18 protein-coding genes are annotated in these 19873 nt (G+C 51.2%); 5 read left to right on the top strand and 13 right to left on the bottom strand.

Annotated elements, in window-relative coordinates:
* Positions 1-75: 75 nt before the first annotated feature.
* The 3 genes from rlmD to pcrA form a co-directional block, all read right to left on the bottom strand.
* Complete coding sequence (gene rlmD, locus ACI6NM_RS05135) at positions 76-1779, bottom strand: 23S rRNA (uracil(1939)-C(5))-methyltransferase RlmD (protein ID WP_438501070.1); 1704 nt, start codon at positions 1777-1779, stop codon at positions 76-78.
* A gap of 76 nt (positions 1780-1855) precedes the next feature.
* Positions 1856-2179: a DUF4366 domain-containing protein gene (locus ACI6NM_RS05140; RefSeq protein WP_215654354.1), complete on the bottom strand. Its 324-nt coding sequence runs from the start codon at positions 2177-2179 to the stop codon at positions 1856-1858.
* 101 nt (positions 2180-2280) lie between these two features.
* Complete coding sequence (gene pcrA, locus ACI6NM_RS05145; RefSeq protein ID WP_262427976.1) at positions 2281-4554, bottom strand: DNA helicase PcrA; 2274 nt, start codon at positions 4552-4554, stop codon at positions 2281-2283.
* A gap of 134 nt (positions 4555-4688) precedes the next feature.
* Here pcrA and ACI6NM_RS05150 point away from each other — a divergent pair, with 134 nt between their 5' ends.
* Together ACI6NM_RS05150 and ACI6NM_RS05155 are read left to right on the top strand one after the other, a co-directional pair.
* Positions 4689-5297 (top strand): DUF1836 domain-containing protein, encoded by a 609-nt coding sequence (locus ACI6NM_RS05150; protein ID WP_158356992.1) that lies wholly within the window; start codon positions 4689-4691, stop codon positions 5295-5297.
* Positions 5298-5331: 34 nt separating this feature from the next.
* Positions 5332-5976, top strand: coding sequence for a flavin reductase (locus ACI6NM_RS05155; RefSeq protein WP_215654246.1), 645 nt, complete (start codon positions 5332-5334; stop codon positions 5974-5976).
* Between the two features lie 93 nt (positions 5977-6069).
* Here ACI6NM_RS05155 and ACI6NM_RS05160 read toward each other — a convergent pair whose 3' ends face one another.
* A complete protein-coding gene (locus ACI6NM_RS05160; RefSeq protein ID WP_262427975.1) occupies positions 6070-7407 on the bottom strand; it encodes an FAD-dependent oxidoreductase in 1338 nt (445 codons plus the stop codon).
* Positions 7408-7439: 32 nt separating this feature from the next.
* A complete protein-coding gene (locus ACI6NM_RS05165) occupies positions 7440-7865 on the bottom strand; it encodes a hypothetical protein (protein ID WP_262427974.1) in 426 nt (141 codons plus the stop codon).
* A 123-nt stretch (positions 7866-7988) separates the two neighbouring features.
* Between ACI6NM_RS05165 and ACI6NM_RS05170 the strand changes: the two genes are divergently transcribed.
* Entirely contained in the window at positions 7989-8231 is a 243-nt protein-coding gene (locus ACI6NM_RS05170) for a helix-turn-helix domain-containing protein (RefSeq protein WP_022274430.1), read from the top strand.
* Here the strand turns inward: ACI6NM_RS05170 and ACI6NM_RS05175 are convergent.
* Positions 8206-8700, bottom strand: a complete 495-nt coding sequence (locus ACI6NM_RS05175) for a helix-turn-helix domain-containing protein (RefSeq protein ID WP_262427973.1) — start codon at positions 8698-8700, stop codon at positions 8206-8208. The genes ACI6NM_RS05170 and ACI6NM_RS05175 overlap by 26 nt on opposite strands.
* A 303-nt stretch (positions 8701-9003) precedes the next feature.
* Between ACI6NM_RS05175 and ACI6NM_RS05180 the strand changes: the two genes are divergently transcribed.
* The gene (locus tag ACI6NM_RS05180) at positions 9004-10245 is read left to right on the top strand and encodes a 6-phosphofructokinase (RefSeq protein ID WP_262427990.1); all 1242 of its coding nucleotides are present in this window, start codon (positions 9004-9006) and stop codon (positions 10243-10245) included.
* Positions 10246-10301: 56 nt separating this feature from the next.
* Here the strand turns inward: ACI6NM_RS05180 and ACI6NM_RS05185 are convergent, their stop codons facing one another.
* From ACI6NM_RS05185 to ACI6NM_RS05195, 3 genes are all read right to left on the bottom strand, one after another.
* Positions 10302-11024, bottom strand: a complete 723-nt coding sequence (locus ACI6NM_RS05185) for an NUDIX domain-containing protein (protein ID WP_262427972.1) — start codon at positions 11022-11024, stop codon at positions 10302-10304.
* A 9-nt stretch (positions 11025-11033) separates the two neighbouring features.
* On the bottom strand, positions 11034-11354 hold the full coding sequence (locus tag ACI6NM_RS05190) for a hypothetical protein (RefSeq protein WP_022274434.1): 321 nt from the start codon (positions 11352-11354) through the stop codon (positions 11034-11036).
* Positions 11355-11423: 69 nt separating this feature from the next.
* The gene (locus ACI6NM_RS05195) at positions 11424-12668 is read right to left on the bottom strand and encodes a M20 family metallopeptidase (protein ID WP_022274435.1); all 1245 of its coding nucleotides are present in this window, start codon (positions 12666-12668) and stop codon (positions 11424-11426) included.
* Positions 12669-12844: 176 nt separating this feature from the next.
* On the opposite strand from ACI6NM_RS05195, the gene ACI6NM_RS05200 reads away from it, so the two are divergent.
* Positions 12845-13444 (top strand): hypothetical protein, encoded by a 600-nt coding sequence (locus ACI6NM_RS05200; protein WP_262427971.1) that lies wholly within the window; start codon positions 12845-12847, stop codon positions 13442-13444.
* Between the two features lie 72 nt (positions 13445-13516).
* On the opposite strand, the gene ACI6NM_RS05205 is transcribed toward ACI6NM_RS05200, so the two are convergent.
* From ACI6NM_RS05205 to ACI6NM_RS05220, 4 genes are all read right to left on the bottom strand, one after another.
* Complete coding sequence (locus tag ACI6NM_RS05205) at positions 13517-15496, bottom strand: Ig-like domain-containing protein (RefSeq protein ID WP_262427970.1); 1980 nt, start codon at positions 15494-15496, stop codon at positions 13517-13519.
* A gap of 258 nt (positions 15497-15754) precedes the next feature.
* Positions 15755-16264, bottom strand: a complete 510-nt coding sequence (gene thiW, locus ACI6NM_RS05210; protein ID WP_262427969.1) for an energy coupling factor transporter S component ThiW — start codon at positions 16262-16264, stop codon at positions 15755-15757.
* Positions 16265-16276: 12 nt separating this feature from the next.
* Positions 16277-17584 (bottom strand): phosphomethylpyrimidine synthase ThiC, encoded by a 1308-nt coding sequence (gene thiC, locus ACI6NM_RS05215; RefSeq protein ID WP_262427968.1) that lies wholly within the window; start codon positions 17582-17584, stop codon positions 16277-16279.
* Between the two features lie 292 nt (positions 17585-17876).
* Complete coding sequence (locus ACI6NM_RS05220) at positions 17877-19670, bottom strand: flavin reductase (protein WP_262427989.1); 1794 nt, start codon at positions 19668-19670, stop codon at positions 17877-17879.
* Between the last annotated feature and the right edge of the window lie 203 nt (positions 19671-19873).

The raw sequence follows: 19873 nt of genomic DNA on the forward strand, positions 1-19873 counted from the left end.
GGGGATGAAAAAAGCCGCTTACTCAAATAAATGAATAAACGGCTATGTAAGAAATATTCGATTGTAAGTAAAGTTTTATATCACTGCAAAATAACGAAGTGCATCTTTGATTGCTTCTACCTTTTCTGGTGTCGGATGTTTCCTCGGCTGTTTCAATTCTTCTACCGCATTAGGAGCATCATACATCGGCAATCCCAAATTTCGCTTTACCTCTGCGATATATGCGGTATGTACCTTGAAGCCGTATTTCGCTTCTATGTACTCCTTAATCATTTTGTAGGTCACTTTTTCTTTGGGCTTGTACGCTTCGGCTCTTTTAGCAATACTATCTACCGGAATCTTGCCCTCGCCCTCTCCAAACTCCACATCAATGTGGATATAACTGTCGGCTTTTTTGTGGGACAAAAGAACTACCGTCTCCACATGCCCCGTAAACGGAAACATATCCACCAGCGCCATCCGCTCCACCCGGTATCCTCCGGCCTGCAGCACGATCAGGTCCCGTGCCAGACTGGTAGGCTTACAGGATACGTACACCATCCGGTCTACTCCATAGCGGATGATCTTCGGCAGCGCCTTGGGATGGATCCCATCCCTGGGCGGATCCAGGACGATCAGATCCGGCTGCTCCTCCAGCGTATCCAATACCTTCAGAACGTCCCCTGCAATGAAATCACAGTTGGAAAGCCCGTTGAGGGCAGCGTTCTCTCTGGCCGCCTCCACGGCTTCTTCTACGATCTCCACTCCGGTCACATGCTCCGCCACCGGCGCCAGGATCTGGGCGATGGTCCCAGTGCCGCTGTAAAGATCGAACACCTTTTGCCCGCTGGTATCCCCTATGTACTGGCGCACTGTATCGTAAAGCACCTCCGCCCCCAGGGAATTGGTCTGGAAGAAGGAAAACGGAGTGATCTTAAATTTCAGTCCCAGAAGCTCCTCATAAAAATAGTCCTGTCCATACAGCACGTCCGTACCATCATTGAGAACGGCGTCTGCCAGACTGTCATTTTTTGTATGGAGGATCCCTGCAAAGGAGCCAGAAAGGGGCAGTGCCAGAAGGATCTGCTTCCATCCCTCCAGAAGCTCCTCCTCGGTCTCCTTTTCCGCCCAGGAATCCGCAGTCTGCGTCGTGGTCACAAGATCCGCCAGGATCTCCCCGGTCCTCATTCCCCGGCGGACCAGAAGGTGTCTTAAATATCCCTGGTGGCTCGTTTTCTTTAAAAAGCTTACATTTTTTTCCTTAAAGTAGTCCAGCGTCGCTCTTAAGATCCTGCAGCAGTCCTCGTGGACCAGAAGGCACTGATCCACGGTCACGATATCATAAAAGCTCCCGCGCTTATGCATTCCCAATGCCAGCGGGCCGTCCTTTACCTCGTCCCCAAAGGAAAACTCCATTTTGTTCCGGTAGCCGCTGGTCAGAGGGCTTGCCTTGATCCCATCATACTGGTACTCTCCACGGATCACCTCATCCAGAAGTCCTTTTACCTGTTCCTCCTTCAGCTTTAACTGTTCCTCATAGGGAAGCGTCTGGTAAGAGCAGCCTCCGCAGTCGGCTGCATGTACGCAGGCCCTTTCCGGAGTCTCGCAGGCCGCCCTGGAGACCACGTTTAAAAGCCGCGCCTCACACTTTCCCGTTTTCTGCTTGGTAACGACCACCTCCACGGTCTGTCCCGGCAGTACATTCTTTACGACCACCTTTTCATCCTCTATATGAAGGATTCCTTTATTGGGAAAATCCACCTTTTCCACGATCCCTGTATAAATCTCTCCCTTTTTCATCCGTGCCTCCTTATATACTTAAAAAGAGGCTTGCAGGCAATCGCCGCAGCCTCTCCTTTTTTCAGTACTCTCCTGCTTATTCCGCAGACTTTTCTTCCTTTGCCTCTGTTTTTCTGACAGGCATCTCCTCGTCCTCATCCTCAAAGAAATCGTCGTCAAAATCATCGTCAAAGTCGTCCTCAAAGTCCTCCAGATAATCCGGTGTAAAGAAACGGTACACACCGTACGCAATGGCTGCCACTGCCGCTACTGCGCCAAAGATCGCCAGCACCCAGAGGATACAGTTTTTCTTTTTCTCTTCTTCTTCCTTTTTATGAAGCAGTTCATTTAATCTGGATACATTCATCAGGTCCTCCATCTTACTGACGGCATCTTTTCCCATAAAGTCAAACTTGTTCATCATGGCACATCCTTTCTGGTTTCTTAAGATCAGAAATCCACATTCATGTTTACAGTATAACATGATTGTTTTTATTTTACTATCCCGTTTTTTAACTTTTTTTACAATTTCTGAAGTCTGGCAAATGATGCAAACATTTTTCTGACACCCATGGAATCAAATTCCACTGTTACCTCATAATCCTTTCCACCGTCTGCGATCTGCTTTACGGTTCCATCGCCAAATTTCACATGGTGGACCCGGTCCCCCTCCGCATAATCCAGAGAAGCAGCCTTTTGTACTGTAAATGCCTTTCCAAAGGCTGGCTGGGCCGATGGCATCCCACTCTTTTTTGAAACGTAAGGATTCTGACCAAACATACTGATCCCAGACGATCTGGCCCACGGAAGGCCCGGATCCTCCAGATCATCCGAAGAAAGCCTCCTGGATCTCTGATATACAGAATCCTCCTGCCTCTCCTCTTCTTTATATTCCTCCGGAATCTCTGCCAGGAAACGGCTGGGTCTGGAAAACCGTGTCTCTCCCTTGACCATCCGCTGCCTTGCTCCTGTCATCATAAGCGTTTTCTCGGCCCTTGTGATCCCCACATAGCACAGACGTCTCTCCTCCTCCAGAGCTTCGGGATCCTCTGACATGGCCATGCTGCTGGGGAACAGACCGTCTTCTAATCCGCTCATATATACATAAGGGAATTCCAGTCCCTTGGCCGAATGGAGCGTCATCAGTACCACCCGGTCCTCAGATTCATCCATACTGTCGATGTCCGCCACCAGGGCCACCTCTTCCAGAAATCCATCCAGGGTCGGCTCCTCTGCGTCCTCCCAGTACGCCACAGCCTTATTGGACAGCTCACTGATGTTTTCCAGACGGGTTTCTGCCTCCACCTCGCCTTCCTCCATCAGTTCCGCCTTATATCCTGTGGACTCCAGGATATCTGTGATCACATTCTGGATCGCCATTCCATCCTTTAAGTTTTTCCGGAAACGGCCGATCTCATCCGTAAACTGGTCTATTTTGGGCGCAGCCTTTCCCAGGCCCGGCACCGCCCCGATCCTTAAAAGCGCATCATAAAAATTCATCCCATGCTCAGCTGCATACATGTTTACCTTTCCGATGGATACGGCTCCGATCCCCCGCTTCGGTACATTGATGATCCTCTGAACCGCCAGGTCGTCCCGCCCGTTGGCAATGGTCTTTAAATACGCCAGGATGTCCTTGATCTCCTTTCTCTGGTAGAAATTCACGCCGCCCACCATCCGGTAAGGGATATTATGGGTGACAAATTTCTCCTCCAGGATACGGGACTGGGCGTTGGTCCGGTAAAGAACGGCGGAATCCTTCCAGGAACCTCCCCTTTTCATAATGTCGGAAACGATTCCCTCCGCTTCATCGTATGCCGTATCAAACAGCTTTACACGGATTTTCTCTCCCATCTCATTTTCTGTCCAGAGGGTCTTATCCTTTCTCCCCTCATTATTACGGATCACCTCGTTGGCCGCGCTCAGGATGGTCTTTGTGGAGCGGTAATTCTGTTCCAGCTTAATGACCTTTGCGCCAGGAAACGCCTCCTCAAAACTCAGTATATTCTTTATATTGGCTCCGCGGAACCGGTAAATGGACTGGTCATCATCTCCCACTACACAGATATTCCTGTATTTGGAGGCCAGCAGGCTCACAAGCCTGAACTGGGCCGTATTGGTATCCTGATACTCGTCTACCATGATGTAGCGGAATCTTTCCTGGTAATAGTCCAGAACCTCCGGACAGGATTCAAAAAGCTCCACAGTTTTCACCAGAAGGTCATCAAAATCCAGGGCATTATTCTTCTTCAGCCGCACCTGGTATTCCTTATATAGCTCCGCGATCTGCTGGCTGCGGGCAGAGCCGTCCTTTTTACTCTCCAGGGCAAACTCCTCCGGCGTGACCAGCTCATTCTTGGCCGAAGAAATGATCCCCAGCACTCCGCGCTCCTTATACAGCTTTCCATTGATCTCCCGTTCCTTAAAGATCTGCTTCATCAGTGTTTTCTGGTCATCGGTGTCATAAATAGAGAAGCTGGACTCGTACCCCAGATTTTCAATGAAACGTCTGAGGATCCGGACGCAAAGCGAGTGGAAGGTGCTGACCCATACGCTGTCCGCTCCCTGGGGGATCAGCCCGTTGACCCGTTCCCGCATTTCTCCTGCCGCTTTATTCGTAAAGGTGATCGCCAGGATATTCCAGGGCGACACATTTTTTTCCTCGATCAGATAGGCGACCCGGTGGGTCAATGCCCTCGTTTTTCCGGATCCGGCTCCTGCCAGTACCAGGAGGGGACCCTCTGTATGTAAAACAGCCTGCTGCTGCATTGGGTTCAGTGTCTCAAAACTCTTCATGATATTCCCCTTTCTTATCAGATTCGTATTATACCAGATTCCCTGGATGCTGTCCAATAAAACGAGAAAATCGTATTTGTCTCTTGTCATCTAGTTTTTAATACTATATAATAAATACTGAAAGGAGTTTCACCATGAAAACCAATGAAGAACGCTTAGAAGGGCTGTTCCAGCACCTGGACAGCCTGGATCACATAAAAGTTGAAGATATCCCACAGATCGACCTTTATATGGACCAGGTAACTACCTTTATGGAGAAACACCTGGGGGAGCTGAAGCGATATCCGGAGGACAAGGTACTCACAAAGACTATGATCAATAACTATGCCAAAAACAACCTCCTTCCCTCTCCGGTACGTAAAAAATACACCCAGGATCATATCCTGCTTCTGGTATTTATTTATTACTTTAAGAATCTGCTGAATTTTAACGATATTGAGACCATTCTGTCCTATATCACAGAGCACCACTTCGGTGAAGCTCCGCTTCCTCTGTCCCAGGTATATACAGAGGTATTTACCATGGAACACAGCCAGATGGATAAATTAAAGGATGACGTAAAAGCAAAATTTGAAACAGCAGAAAAAACATTTTCCGACGTGGAAGATCCCGGTGAGAAGGATGCGCTCCAGCTCTTTTCCTTCATTTGTGAGCTTGCCTTCGATGTGTATCTGAAAAAGCAGATGATCGAGCGCCTCGCAGACGAGATCCGGGACGAATATCCGCCAGCGAAAAAGAAATAACTGCATAACACAAGTGATCACAGGAGGGCTTAGTATGAACAAATCCGCATTCCGAAAACTTTCTTATGGCGTCTATCTGATCTCTTCCCTGGATGGGGACCGGCCTACGGGCTGTATCGCCAACAGCGCCATGCAGATCACATCCGATCCGGCGTCCATTGCCATCAGCATCAACCATGACAACTTTACCAATTCCTGCATTGAAAGAACCGGAAAATTTGCTATTTCCATCCTTTCTGAAAACACGGATCCTGGGATCATCGGGACCTTTGGATTCCAGTCAGGAAAAAACGTCAATAAATTTGATTCTGTTTCCTATAAGACTGTCGAAGGCCTCCCAGTGATCGAGGATGCCTGCGCGTATATCGTGTGCCAGGTCGTCAACAAAATGGAGACCGACAGCCACACAGTTTTCCTTGGAAAGGTTCTGGATGCCGATAACCTGGAAAATGCTCCGGCAATGACCTATTCCTATTATCATACTGTGGTAAAGGGAAAGAGCCCCAAAAATGCTCCTACTTATCTGAAGGAGGAAGAAACCATTCCAAAGACAGCCTATGTCTGCTCCGTATGCGGATATGTATATGAAGGGGAAACTCCCTTTGAGGAGCTTCCCGACGATTGGAAGTGCCCGATCTGTAAACAGCCAAAGTCTGTATTTAAAAAACAGGAGCGCTAATGGCTCCTGCATCGTCAATCCAGAGCGATCCAGAGTGTCGGACCGTTGGAAGCTCCTTAAAATGATCTGGGTTCCGGATTTCCCGGCTGTATCTTAACGGCCGGGATTTTTTATATTCTTTTTTGAAGGTTCATCCAGAAGTTCTCCGTCTGCCCGGAATCTGGACCCATGGCAGGGACAGTCCCAGGTCCTCTCTGCTGGATTCCACTGGAGCCGGCAGCCCAGATGGGGACATCTTGGTCCTCCCAATACAGCCAGATTCTTAATGGAATGTCCCATTTCTTTCACAAAAGTTTTATATGAGACTGAAAAAGTTTTTCTCTGGGGAGAAAACAGCTCCCATTCCTTCATACTCTGTCCAGTAACCGCATCACAGACCGCCATGGCGGAAACCATAGAATTGGTCATTCCCCATTTTCCGAATCCTGTGGCCACAAGCCAGTACGGACGAAGCCTTGAGAAAACGCCAATATAGGGGACTGAATCCAGAGTCATGCAGTCCTGGGCCGACCAGGATGCCTTTATCTCGGCTTTTTTCCAGATATTCCCCGCTCTTTTCTCAAGCTCCCCATAGGGATCCTTGATCCTGCCCTCTCCTGTCCGGTGTCCCATACCGCCCACAAGCACCAGTTCACCGGCATTCCGGAAGGAAAGTCCATCCGGATCGATCCCATAATACATTCCCCCCAGGTCCCAGTCCTCTGTTTCCAGAGCCAGTACATAGCTTCTTTCCTGGTGCATCCTGGCTGAATAAAAGCCCGGCCAGCGGGGAAACGGAAAATGCGATGCAAAAACAATATGGTCTGCCTTCACAGTTCCCCGGTCAGTCCGTATCTCATGGCCCTTTACCTGCAGGACTCTGGTATGCCGGCAGATCTTTAAGGAATCCGACAGACCATATAAAAAACCAATGGGATCAAACTGGGCCTGATTTTCGTACCGCAGGGCCATTTTCACCGGAAAGGGAAGGCCGGTATCATATACGATAGAGGCCGGTATCCCGGCCCTCACAGCGGCGGAACGCTCCTGCTCCAGCTTTTTCATCCCATCCCCGCATTCTGTATACAGATAGGAGGGCATCCTTTTAAAACCGCACTGGATCCCCGCAGAATCCACGATCCGCTCATACTGATCGATGGCTGCCTGGCTGGCCTGGGCATACCGGGCCGCAGCTTCTGCCCCCATGGTCTCTGTCAGTCTGCTGTAGATCAGTCCATGCTGGGATGTGATCTTAGCCGTGGTCCCTTCCGTCTGCCCGCTCCCAACGGTCCCTGCCTCCAGGACTACTGTATCCACACCGCTTTCCATAAGGAACCATGCACAAAGGATCCCTGCCATCCCCCCTCCGATCACGGCCGCAGAAATGTGCTCTGGAAGAGGTTCCCGTTTATCTTTCTTCTGTATGTCGTTTATGGACCAGATCGATCTCATTTCATCACCTCTGGCCCTATTATTCCCCTTTTTTATCCACGCATACGTGCCCGCATTCCAATTAGCGGGCAGGACCGGTCGATTCCCACCAGATACCGCTTCTTTGCCCCGGCCACATAGGTCCTGGTCCAGATCTCCTGCTCCTCCTCCTTGTCGTACAGCTTCACCTCTACTTCTGTCATCAGCGGCAGGATATCGCCGTCCAGCGTCAGCTCTCCCTGGCTGTCCAGACCCAGAACCCCCTCCTTTACGACCTCCAGTCCCATATATTCTGCCAGATGGCACATTCCATGGAGATTATCCAGAAATTCAAAAAAGATCTCCTTCTGCAGGCGGCTCTCCGCGTCTTCTGCATCCTCTCTCAGAAAATCCACGATCTCATTTTCATACTGTGCAAGGAATCTCTCTCCGTCGGCTTTTATTTCACGGGCTTTTTCTGCCAGTTCCTTATAATTCATGAATGAACCCCTCTTTCTTTTAATAAAATCCATTTTCGACATCTAGTAAATGTCATCTCCCGGTCCATCTTAACATATATTTATCTTACTGACAATCAGTGAATGTCTTGAGGGGAGAAAGCGATGTACAAAAACAAATCAGAACATGGACTAAACAATATATGCGGACAAAAAATACGGAAGCTGCGCCTGGAGATGAAAAATGTCTCCCAGAGGAAGCTGGCCGATATGCTCCAGGTACAAGGCCTTGATATTGATAAAAATGCGATCCAGCGGATGGAAAGCGGCAAACGCTTTATAACAGACATTGAGCTGAAGGCCCTGGCCAAGGTCCTCAACGTCACCTACGCGGAGCTTCTGGATTAAAGGAATTCCTTCCGTTTTCTGGTTCCTGAGCCTCCTTCCAGATCCCACTGCGCTTCTCCGGCTTCCAGTCGGTCCTGGTATCACTCAGTATCATCTGGATCCGTTCCAGGTTCCTGTGGGTCCTGAGGACATAGGCGCACAGAATATGCGGGCGTTTTTTGACCCACCTTTTCCTCCTCTGTACGATCTCCTCATCCTCCTTCCCCTCCAGGACCAGAAGCTGCTCCACAGGCAGATCCAGCATACATCCCAGGACCAGGAGATTATCCAGAGAAGGGAGAGCCTTCCCTTTCAGCCATTTGTAAACAGACTGGGGACTGTCCAGCTCCAGCTCCTCCTGCACATCCCGGACTGTGATCCCGCTCTCTGCCAGGAGTCTGCGTATCCTTTTTCCTGTCTCCTCTTTCGATATCTTTACCATCCCATCACCTGCCTGTCCTTCCAGATTCTTTTCATCTGCTTCTATCATACACGAAATCAGCCGCGTTGTCTTGAACCATTGGTTCAATAGTGAAAAAAAACCAGCCCCCGTACGAACTTCGTACCGGAGCCGGTTAAAAAGGGGAGGATAAGTATTAATCTTTCTCTTTGGTGATACTCCTATTATTGCCGCTTTTCCCAGATCTATACCAGTCTGAAAAAATTGATTGATTTTCTTTCTTCCTGTATTATAATATTTCCGTACAGCACGCCGGCCCGGAGATAAATGATCCCACCGCCGGCAGTAAGAAGTACTGACTCTAAATCGCACTAGAATGGAGAGAATGGATTTATTATGAAGAATTTAGTGATCGGACAGTCCGGCGGCCCCACCGCCGTCATAAACGCCAGCCTCTGCGGCGCAGTACAGGCATGGAAGGAGGCAGGGCAGGAGGGCCGTGTCTATGGGATGCTCAACGGCATTGAGGGCTTCCTTGCGGACCGGGTCACAGATCTGACTGCCCTCACCGAGGAAGAGCTGAAGCTCCTCCGGCTGACGCCAGCCGCTTATCTGGGGTCCTGCCGCTTTAAGCTCCCGGAGGATCTGACGGACGCTGTCTATTCCGCTGTTTTTGATAATCTCCGCGAAATGAACATCGGATATTTCCTCTATGTGGGAGGAAACGACTCCATGGATACGGTGGATAAGCTTTCCCGCTTTGCTGCCCGGACCGGCAGCGATGTACGGTTCATCGGCATTCCCAAGACCATTGACAACGATCTGGTGCTCACGGACCATACGCCCGGTTTCGGCAGCGCCGCAAAATATGTGGCCTCCACGGTCCGGGAGATCGTCCTGGACGCCTCTGTATACCAGCAGAGATCTGTGACGATCATAGAGATCATGGGACGCCACGCCGGCTGGCTCACAGCTGCCTCAAAGCTGGCAAGAAAATATGAGGGAGACAACCCTATCCTCATCTACCTCCCCGAGGCTCCCTTTGAGCTGGAGGCCTTTTACCAGGATCTGGAGCGTGCCTTTGAAAAAACAGCCAATGTGGTCGTCTGCGTTTCCGAGGGCATTGCCGACGCCGGAGGAACCTTTATCTGCGAATATTCCGACGCCGCAAAGCTGGATTCCTTTGGACACAAAATGCTCACCGGCTGCGGAGAAGTCCTGGAATCCTTCGTCCGTGACCGGTTCCACGTCAAGGTCCGCTCCATTGAGCTCAATGTAAGCCAGAGATGCAGCGGGATGCTGGCCTCCAGGACGGATATCGAGGAGTCTGCCATGGCAGGCGCCTTCGGAGTCCGCGCCGCCCTTTCCGGGGAAACAGGAAAAATGGCAGCCTTCCAGCGGACCTCCGATGCCCCCTACAAGCTTTCCTGCTGCCTGGAGCCGGTGGGACGGATCTGCAACCAGGAAAAGAAATTTCCGGCAGAATGGATCTCTCAGGGCGGTTCTGACGTAACAGACAGCTTCCTTCCCTATATCCTGCCGCTGATCCAGGGTGAACCGGAACGGATCATGGAAAACGGGCTTCCCAGATATCTTTACCGGCAGCCAGACGCGGCCGCCCGCATAAAGCCTTAAAACATCAGAAAAACCGGCATGCCGTTCCTTTCGGGATCACATGCCGGCCTTCCTATTTAACGGACTGTCTTTCCGCCTGTCCTCTCCTCCAGGCGCTCCTTCAGATAAAGAAGCGCCTGGGTGATGATGCAGCCGTGGTCCACAGCCAGGCCGTCCGCCCACAGAAGCCTGTACCTTTCCCTGGGAAGCACGGCATCCGGGAAATATGTACGCTCTACCCGGGCCGCCACATGGACCTTCCGTTCTTCATGGTCCAGGCAAAGCTCCCATATCTCCTTCCGCTGCTGCCCGTCCTCCTCCGAGACCAGACGGAGCGACACATCCATCCACAGCGCATCCGCCGCGTCGTCGCCGGCCCTCACCGGTAGATCGCCTTCCGTCAGAGCCAGGAACGAGGTCGTGATCACCCGCCACCGGGGATCCCTGTCATAAGCGCCCCAGGTACGAAGCTGCTGGAGCGGAAGTCCCGTCACCCCAGTCTCCTCCTGAAGCTCTCTGGCCGCCCCCTCATAAAGATCCTCCTTAAGCTCCACAAAGCCGCCCGGCGTGGCATACCAGCCAATGCTTGGATGATTGCCCCGTTTAACAAGAAGAAGCTTTAAGGGCTGCCCCCAGGACCGGAGCGGCTCATCACACTGTACCGCCACAATATCCGTGGTACAGCTGGGACAGTCATATTTTCTGGGATCATACCTGTCCAGAAACTCCTCCAGGCTCTGACCCGCCCGGTTTTTCTCACCAGTTCCGTAAAATCCCTTCAGATCCTCCAAAAAAGCCATGACACACTCCTATACCTTATGGATCCCGTCTCCGCCTTTAGCAAAATACCAGCCGTATTCGTACATCTTAAGGCCGATCTCCCTCTGGATCTCCATCATGTTGTCCACAATGGCCTCCACGTCCACATCGTCGCCGAACTGCACGCCCAGACGTCTGCACAGGCGCTCTCCGGCGGCATATACCTCCCTGTAAGCCTCTGCACAGACAGAGCCCTCGCTGAACACATTTTCCACAAAGGCATTCTCTGCCACGATGCTGCTTCCAGGATTATAGGCTCCGGTTGCCAGATCATATACCTGCTGCATAAACTCAGTGCTGTTCTTTTCCATCTGTATCTCCCTCTTTTCCTATAATATACCAGCCTTATCAGAATACTTCCTTCTGCCTGGCGGCGCAAGCTAAATGATGCTTTCCGTCATTTCTGTTCCGGCGCAGAGCAGAGTCATGAGGAGCGTCTGCTGGCAGCCCTTGAAGGCATCCTCCACCTTAAACTGCTCGTCCAGGGTATGGCACTGGCAGTCATAATCACAGCCGCCTCCAAGACAGACAGCCGGAAGTCCGGCTTCCAGGGCCCGGTTGCAGTTGGTGGAGCCGCCGTTTCCAAGCTTCGGCTCTGCACAGCCAAGGAATTCTGCCGCCGCCATGGCTCCTTCCACGATGGACGCGTGGGAATCCTGATGACCGGCGTTGACGTCACAGATATGCTTCACTTCATATGTGATGGTATCCATGCCCCAGCGGTCTGTCTCCTCCTTACATGCCTCGTCGATGGCGGCAAAGATCCGGTCACGGAGCTTCTCCAGTTCCTCCTGGGAATTGGAACGGAAGTTAAAGCGGATCTGGGCTGTGGGAACGATGGCATGGACCGCCTCAAAGCTTCCCGCATGGAAGTTGGTCACTGCAAATGTCGTCATGGGGTCTGCGGGAACACGGAATTCCGAAATCTTGGCAATGGCTCTGGCCGCCGCATGGAGCGGGTTCGCCACCTTTCCAAACATGCCGCATGCATGGCCGCCGATTCCGTTGAAGTTCACCTCATACGTCTGGATGCCTGTGGCCTCATAAGTGATCTCCTGGTAGCCGGGTCCGTCCACGGAAATGCTGGCCTCCAGCTCCGGATGATGGTCCACATAATACTTCATTCCCTTTAAAGCGCCGGTTCCTTCCTCCTGTACCGTTCCCACAAAGTGGATATCACCCTTTGTCTGGATCCCGGCGGCGTTTAAAGCCCGGATCGTGGAAAGAACGGCCGCACAGCCTCTTGTATCGTCTACGATTCCGGGGCATTTGATAAAGCCGTCCTCCCGGACGATCTTAAGCTCCGTATCCAGGGCGAATACAGTATCCATATGGCCTTCCACCAGGGTCGTTTTTCCGCCGCCGGTGCCCTTACGGATCCCCACACAGTTTCCGTATTCGTCAATGTGACAGTCGGAAAGTCCCTCTTCCTTAAACATTTCCAGCATACGTTCTGCCTTCTTCTGCTCATGGTAGGTGGGGGCGGGGATCAGGGTCAGCTCGATCTGACGGTCGATGACCGCATCCTGGTCTTCTTCCATAAACTTCAGTGCCTTCTGAACCTTTTCGTCTTTTACAAGGGCGTCAAATTTCTGGCGTACCTGTTCTGAAACCTTATATTCCATCTGTATCCTCCTATAAAAATTTATTCCACATACAGCATAGCAAATCTGCCATAAATTTGCCACATAAATCTCCCATTTTTTCCTAAAAGATTTCACAATTTCTACACATACCTTTGTTACTATGATGCTATAAGAAAATGAGACACAAACTTACATAGCTTTAGGAGGATTTTAATATGAAGAAAAAAATCATGACCCTGGTCTTAACCACAGCAATGACCGCAGCCGCAGGCCTCACCGCCTTTGCAGGAGAATGGAAATCCAATGACACCGGCTGGTGGTGGCTCAACGACGACGGCTCCAATCCCGCAGCCGAATGGAAATGGCTGGACGGAAATAAGGACGGCACCTTTGAATGCTATTACTTTGGAAACGACGGCTATATGCTCTCAGATACGACCACACCGGACAACTACCAGGTCAATAAGGACGGGGCCTGGATCGTGGACGGAGGTGTACAGCTCCAGTTCAACCTGGAAGAAAATGCTGGAAATGATGAGGAAGATGGGGAGAACTCCGGTGAAGCTTCCTATGAATATGACGCCTACGATCTGATCGGAACTTATACTTCTGAAGACGGCGATTATATGGAGTTAAATCTGGGCATTGACGACAGCCTGGTGGGTATGTACTATGATGAAGACGGCTCCTTTGATGGGATCTACAGCTTCAAGAAAGTAAATTCAATGGAATATGCAGATTCTCTCCACTCCAGGACCATCAAATTCTCCAATGAGGGCTCCTTTACCATGAGGGATACCGTATACTACCGCTAAAATCCTATTCTAAGGAAAAAATGCTCCGGCCATATGACCGGAGCACTTTCTTTCCATCTTATTCAGTTCTGGCTACTGGATCCATGCGCCGCTGGCATCTACAGTGTAGCCGTCCGGTGTGGTCCCATTCACGACCAGGGAGCCTACGGGGCCGCCTGCGTTCTCGCGGAAATAGTACCACTTGCCTTCGATCTGATGCCATCCAGTGTACATATGACCCTGGGTACCATCGGATACGTTATGTAAGAAATACCAGTTTCCATCTGTATCCAGATACCAGCCAGCTACCATGTAACCAGCCTCATTGAAGCGGTACCACTGGCTCACGCCGTTCCAGGTAAGCTGGGTCCAGCAGTTTGCCGGCCAGGTGTGGTTCGGGAATTTATACCACCAGCCTGCGGCATCCTTCACCCATGTTCCTTCTGTGGGAGCCTTATAGGATCTGCTTCCGCCGCTGCCGCCGGAGCTTCCGGAGGAGCCAGTGCTTACTCTGGAGTTTGTAAATGTTACGTCAAATTCGCTGAAGTGGCGGACTTTAACGGAAATATAGGCGTTGTCTTTACCTTTGTTCTGGATCTCGAGATTGCTGATACTGGAATCGGAATAGCCCGCGCTCTTATGAACGATCTGGGCATATTTTTCTGTCACGGTCTTCGGAACAGCAAGACGGAAGGTGATATATCCATCCAGCTCGCTGTTGACAACCTTTCGGTTGGGAGTCTTCAAGTTTCCATTCTCGTCAAACACGTCCATGGCCACGGATGCATCGTAAACCAGCCTGCTGGGACGTACCACAAGCTTGCCGTCTGCCATTTCCGCGATCATTTCCATATCCTTCAGCTCAGAATCCACACGGCTTACGCCCTTATAGCCTTCCGGAAGCTTAACATTCACAGCCTCCTTTAAGCCTTCGGCAGGCTCCAGAACTGCTGTATTATTCTTCACGCTGTTCAGAGCTGACTCTACTGCCGCATTCTTAGCGTCTGCCAGCTGCTGGGCAGTCACAGAATCCGGAAGATTCTCCCTGAAAACTTCAACTGCTGCCTTGTTTACAGAAACAGTTACCTCACTGTCGCCTTCCAGGACAGCTCCTGTTTCTTCCGTTACAGTAACAACAGCTGATGCCTCTTTGCAGTTCTCTCCGCTTACAGTGATCCTGGTCTCGCCTGCTGCCAGGGCTGTTACAACGCCATTCTCCACAGCAGCGACCTCCGGGTCTGCGGAAGCCCATTTGAGCTCTGTATTCTCCGGTGCGTTGGTCACCTTCAGCGTCCCCTTGCTGCCCTTTGTAAGAAGAAGCTCAGAGGGTTCAAGCTTAAGCTCTGTTATGGCCGGTTCCGGAGTTTTTCCTACGGTTACTGTACAGGAAGCCGGCTCACAGTGATCTGCTGAAACAGTGATCGTTGCAGTTCCCTCTGCCACAGCAGTCACATTACCAGACTGGTCAACCTTTGCCACAGACTCTTTATCAGAAGACCAGTTGAGAATCGTTCCTGCCGGAACCTTTGTTGTTAATGGAAGTTTCTGCTGCTTAGATACTTCTAATGATAAGCTGCTGGTTTCTAATTCAAGCTTGAGTTTATTTACAGTTACCTTCAGAACGTCCTCTGCGGATTCAAGGTCCTCATAGGCGGGGTCATAGATCTTAACATAGATCTCACTGGATCCTGCTCCAACCGCCTTATACGTCATCTCCCCATGGCTTACCTGCGGATCATAATTTTCTGCCGGGTCTGCAAAGGCAATAACGTCCTCATTTTCATACCCCCACTTTACCTCAGCATTCGCAGGGCTTGTTACGACCCGCACGGTAAATTCGTCTCCAAATGTTACGGTCTTTGATTCTTCGGTAAAGTTAACGCTTACATTACTGGGTGTCGCATCACCCGGAGTCGCTTCCGAACCGGAGGCTGCCATAATCCTGCCGTCCCGCTCCGGAGCCTTCACATCTGCATAGGTCAGTCCGGACCCGGCAACTGCCGGTGCGAATGCCATGCCGATGCTGAGGGCTGCGGCGGTCAGGCGCTTCAGCCATTTTGTTTTCATGTGCATTTTACATTCCTGCCTTTCTTTACTTTTTTCACTCCCTTCCCAGCATATTCCGGCATTTTCCTGTATTACCGGATCTGCCAGTCTCAGAGATCATTCCCTGCATACACCCGGTCCGTTCTCCGCAGAATGTACACATTACATGCAGTTCCCAGGTTCTGATGTATACGTTCTCATCTTATCATACCCCCCCCGGGTGTCAATGGATGCCGTAAAGTTTTCCAGGATTTCCGCACATTTTCCAGATCGTTTTCCCCTGCTTTATGCGTCCCCCATAACTCCCCGGATATAAGAGATCACATGGCTCTTTTCCAGCACTCCCACAAAGGCCGCAGCCATGATGGTCCCGCAGGCAGTGCTCATAAGGAAGGGCATCACATACGTAAAAAGCGCCGCCTCTTTTCCCATGAGGACCACTGCCACCGGGTAACAGAGCATCCCGCCCAGGATTCCTGTTCCAATTACCTCTCCCAGGTATGTGGGTAGCAGCTTTCCCGTTTTCTCATACAGGATACCGCAGAGCAGCGCCCCCACCATGCTCCCCGGAAAGGCCAGGAGACTTCCGGTTCCCATGAGGTTCCGGATCAGGGAGGTACAGAAGGCCGCCATGACTCCGTAGCCGGGGCCTAAAAATACAGCGCATAAAACGTTCACCATATGCTGGATGGGATAGCATTTGGATACCCCGATGGGGATATAAAAGCCCGATAACGCCACGGTCAGCGCCGCCAGCATGGCCGCTGTTACTGTTTTTTTCAAAGAAATCTTCATGATCTTCTCCCCCTACTCTTCAAAAATATTTACGATCTCTCCGTCCAGGATCCGGTTCATATTCTTTACCGCACAGAAATTCCCGCACATGGAGCATGTATCTTCCTTCTCCGGCTTTGCCTCTGCCCGGTACCGTCTGGCCTTTTCCGGATCAATGGCCAGGGAAAACATCTTCTCCCAGTCCAGATTTTTTCTTGCCAGGCTCATTTCATTGTCCCAGTCCATGGCCGACGGGATCCCCTTGGCGATATCCGCCGCATGAGCAGCGATCCGGGACGCGATGATCCCCTCCTTCACATCCTCCACATTGGGAAGCCTTAAATGCTCCGCCGGAGTCACATAGCAGAGGAAGGACGCTCCAGCCGCTGCTGCCAGGGCTCCTCCAATGGCCGCCGTAATATGGTCATATCCTGGGGCCACGTCGGTCACCAGCGGTCCCAGAACATAAAACGGGGCTCCCTTGCAGATCTCCTTCTGGATCCGCATATTGGCCTCGATCTGGTTTAAGGGCATATGGCCCGGCCCCTCAATGATCACCTGGACATCCTTTTCCCAGGCCCGTCTTGTGAGCTCTCCCAGGGTCACTAATTCCTCGATCTGGGAAATATCGCTGGCATCCTTAAGACAGCCCGGACGGCAGGCGTCTCCCAGGCTTAAGGTCACGTCGTACTCCCGGCAGATCTCCAGGATGTCGTCAAAATGCTCATAAAACGGGTTTTCCTTCCCCGTCATCTCCATCCACGCAAAGATAATGGAGCCGCCCCGGGAAACGATATTGGTGAGACGCCGGTTTTCTTTAAAGCGCTTTGCCGTTGACCGGTTGATGCCGCAGTGGATGGTCATAAAGTCCACTCCGTCCTCCGCGTGCATCCGGACGATATCCAGCCACTCCTCGGTGGTGATCTCCTTTAAGGCCTTGTGATAATATACCACTGCATCGTAAATGGGCACAGTACCAATGATGGCCGGACATTCTGCTGTGAGCCGTCTCCGGAACACACGGGTATCCCCAAAGGAGCTGAGATCCATGATCGACTCTGCGCCCATGGCCACGGCCCGGTTCACCTTCTCCACCTCCGTGTCCAGATCCATGCAGTCTCTGGAGGTCCCAAGGTTCACATTGATCTTCGTCTTCAGCATGGAGCCGATGCCGTTGGGATCCAGGGCCTTATGGACCCGGTTGCAGGGAATGGCCGCCCGGCCCTCTGCCACCCACTGACGGATCTCCTCCGCCGTCCTCTTCTCTTTTCTGGCCACCAGCTCCATTTCCCGGGTAATGATCCCCTTTCTGGCCGCGTCCATCTGTGTTGTGTAATCCATATCCGCTCTCCTTCCATGATTTTTGAAAAAGAGGAAAGAAACATGAAAAAAAGGAACCTATCCCAAACGGATAAGTTCCTCCAATGACTCGCTTCATTCCTACGCCGGCATTATCCGTATCAGGTTCAACAGGTCGGAATCGTTCCTTCATTCCCTCTCAGCCTGCCGCGGCAAGCTCCCTCTTTTTCCATATTCAGTTTACGGTTCCGCCCTTCTGTGCGGCCCCGGCACATCTGATGTGCATGATATTATCATACCACGATTTTTCCAGATTGCAAGAAAAACCTGATATTTACCCGATGGGCTCAAAATCCGCCGCTCCATGCTTGCATAAGGGACAAATATAGTCGTCGGGAAGGGTATCTCCCTCATAAATGTATCCGCAGATCTTGCAGACAAAGCCCTTTTTGCCGTCTGTTTCCGGCTTCGGCTTCACATTCTTCTGGTAATACGTATAGGTCATGGTCTCCTTATCGCTCATGACACGGGCCTCTGTAACGGTACAGATGAACATACCGTGGGTATCCAGATCCACGTACTGCTCCACCTTTAAGGACATGAAGGCGTTGATGTACTTGGGAAGGAACACCAGGCCGTTATCGGACCGGCATGTCTCCCAGCTTTCAAATTTATCCACGTTCCGTCCGCTCTGGAAGCCGAAATTCTGGAATACCTCAAAGGGCGCTTCCACAGACAGGCAGTTGACGTTTAAGATCCCTGTCTTTTTGATCACATGATGGGAATAATTGGCCTTATTGATGTTCACCGCCACCCGGAACGGATTATCCGTCAGCTGGCTCACCGTATTGACGATCAGGCCATTATCCCTGGTCCCGTCGTTGGAGGTGACCACATAAAGACCGTAGCCGATCTTAAATAAAGCGGTCATGTCGTGCTTATTGGCCTTTTCATCGGATCTGGCGATGTACTCCCGGCACAGCTCCTCGGCCATGGTGTCGATCTCCTTTAAATTATCCTCGCTTAAGGAGGAGGTGATCTTTACAGTCGTATTGAGCCAGGTGATGTCCTTGGAGCCCTCCAGCATTCCCTTCATGATCTTTGCTGCCATGGGAGCCCAGGAGCCGTTTTCCATCAGTCCCACCGTGCGCTTTTTAAAGCCCCGCTCCGTCAGATGGTCGATGAATTCCCGCATGAAGGGGAAAATATCGGCATTATAGGTGGTGGTGGCCAGTACCAGCTTGCCGTAACGGAAGGCGTTTTCCACAGCCTTTGACATATCCATCCGGGCCAGATCGCATAAGACCACTCTGGGGCAGCCCTTTTCCGTCAGCTTCGCTGCCAGCGTCTCAGCCGCCTTTTTCGTATTTCCATATACGGATGTATAAGCGATGACCACGCCGTCGTCCTCCACCCCGTAGGAAGACCAGGTATGATATTTTTCCAGATAGTGGCCCAGATTTTCCTTTAACACCGGTCCGTGCAGGGGGCAGATGGTCTGGATATCCAGCGCAGAGGCCGCCTTTAACAGGTTCTGCACCTGTGCCCCATACTTGCCCACGATCCCGATATAATACCGTCTCGCCTCGTCATCCCAGTCCTCTTCCACATCCAGAGCCCCGAATTTTCCGAAGCCGTCGGCAGAAAACAGGACCTTATCCGTGCTGTCATAGGTCACCATGACCTCCGGCCAGTGGACCATGGGAGCAAATACAAAATTTAACACATGTTTTCCCAGGGAAAGGCTGTCCCCGTTTTTCACCTCCAGGGTCCGGCTCTCTAAATCCATGGAGCGGAAGAAATTCCCAACCATACAGAAGGTCTTTGCATTGGCCACGATCACTGCCTCTGGATAGGCCTTCATAAAATTCTGGATATTGGCCGAGTGGTCCGGCTCCATATGCTGGACCACCAGATAATCCGGCTTTCTTCCTGCCAGGGCCTTCTCCACATTGTCCAGCCATTCATGGGTGAACTTTCCATCCACCGTATCCATAACGGCAATTTTTTCATCTTTTATCACATAGGAATTGTAGGCCATTCCATTTGGGACCTGATACTGTCCCTCAAACAGATCCACCTGATGGTCGTTGACGCCTGCATAAATGATATCGTCGGTAATATACACAGATCTCATTCTCCTTTTCTTATTGAATCCATTGTCTGTCCCTGCGCGTTCCGCGCCGCTGCATACAATGTTAATTTTACTACAATCCCGCCGGATTTTCAAGACTGGCGGGATCATGTTTCCAGCCTGATACAAAACATTCCGAATCGTTTGTGGTTTTTGTGTAACACCTCCATGTTTTCAATATAATATGCTAATTATCT

Origin of the sequence: Pilosibacter sp. YYHA0881, assembly GCF_051602715.1 — a bacterium.
GTDB classification, from domain to species: Bacteria; Bacillota; Clostridia; order Lachnospirales; family Lachnospiraceae; genus Alitiscatomonas; species Alitiscatomonas aceti.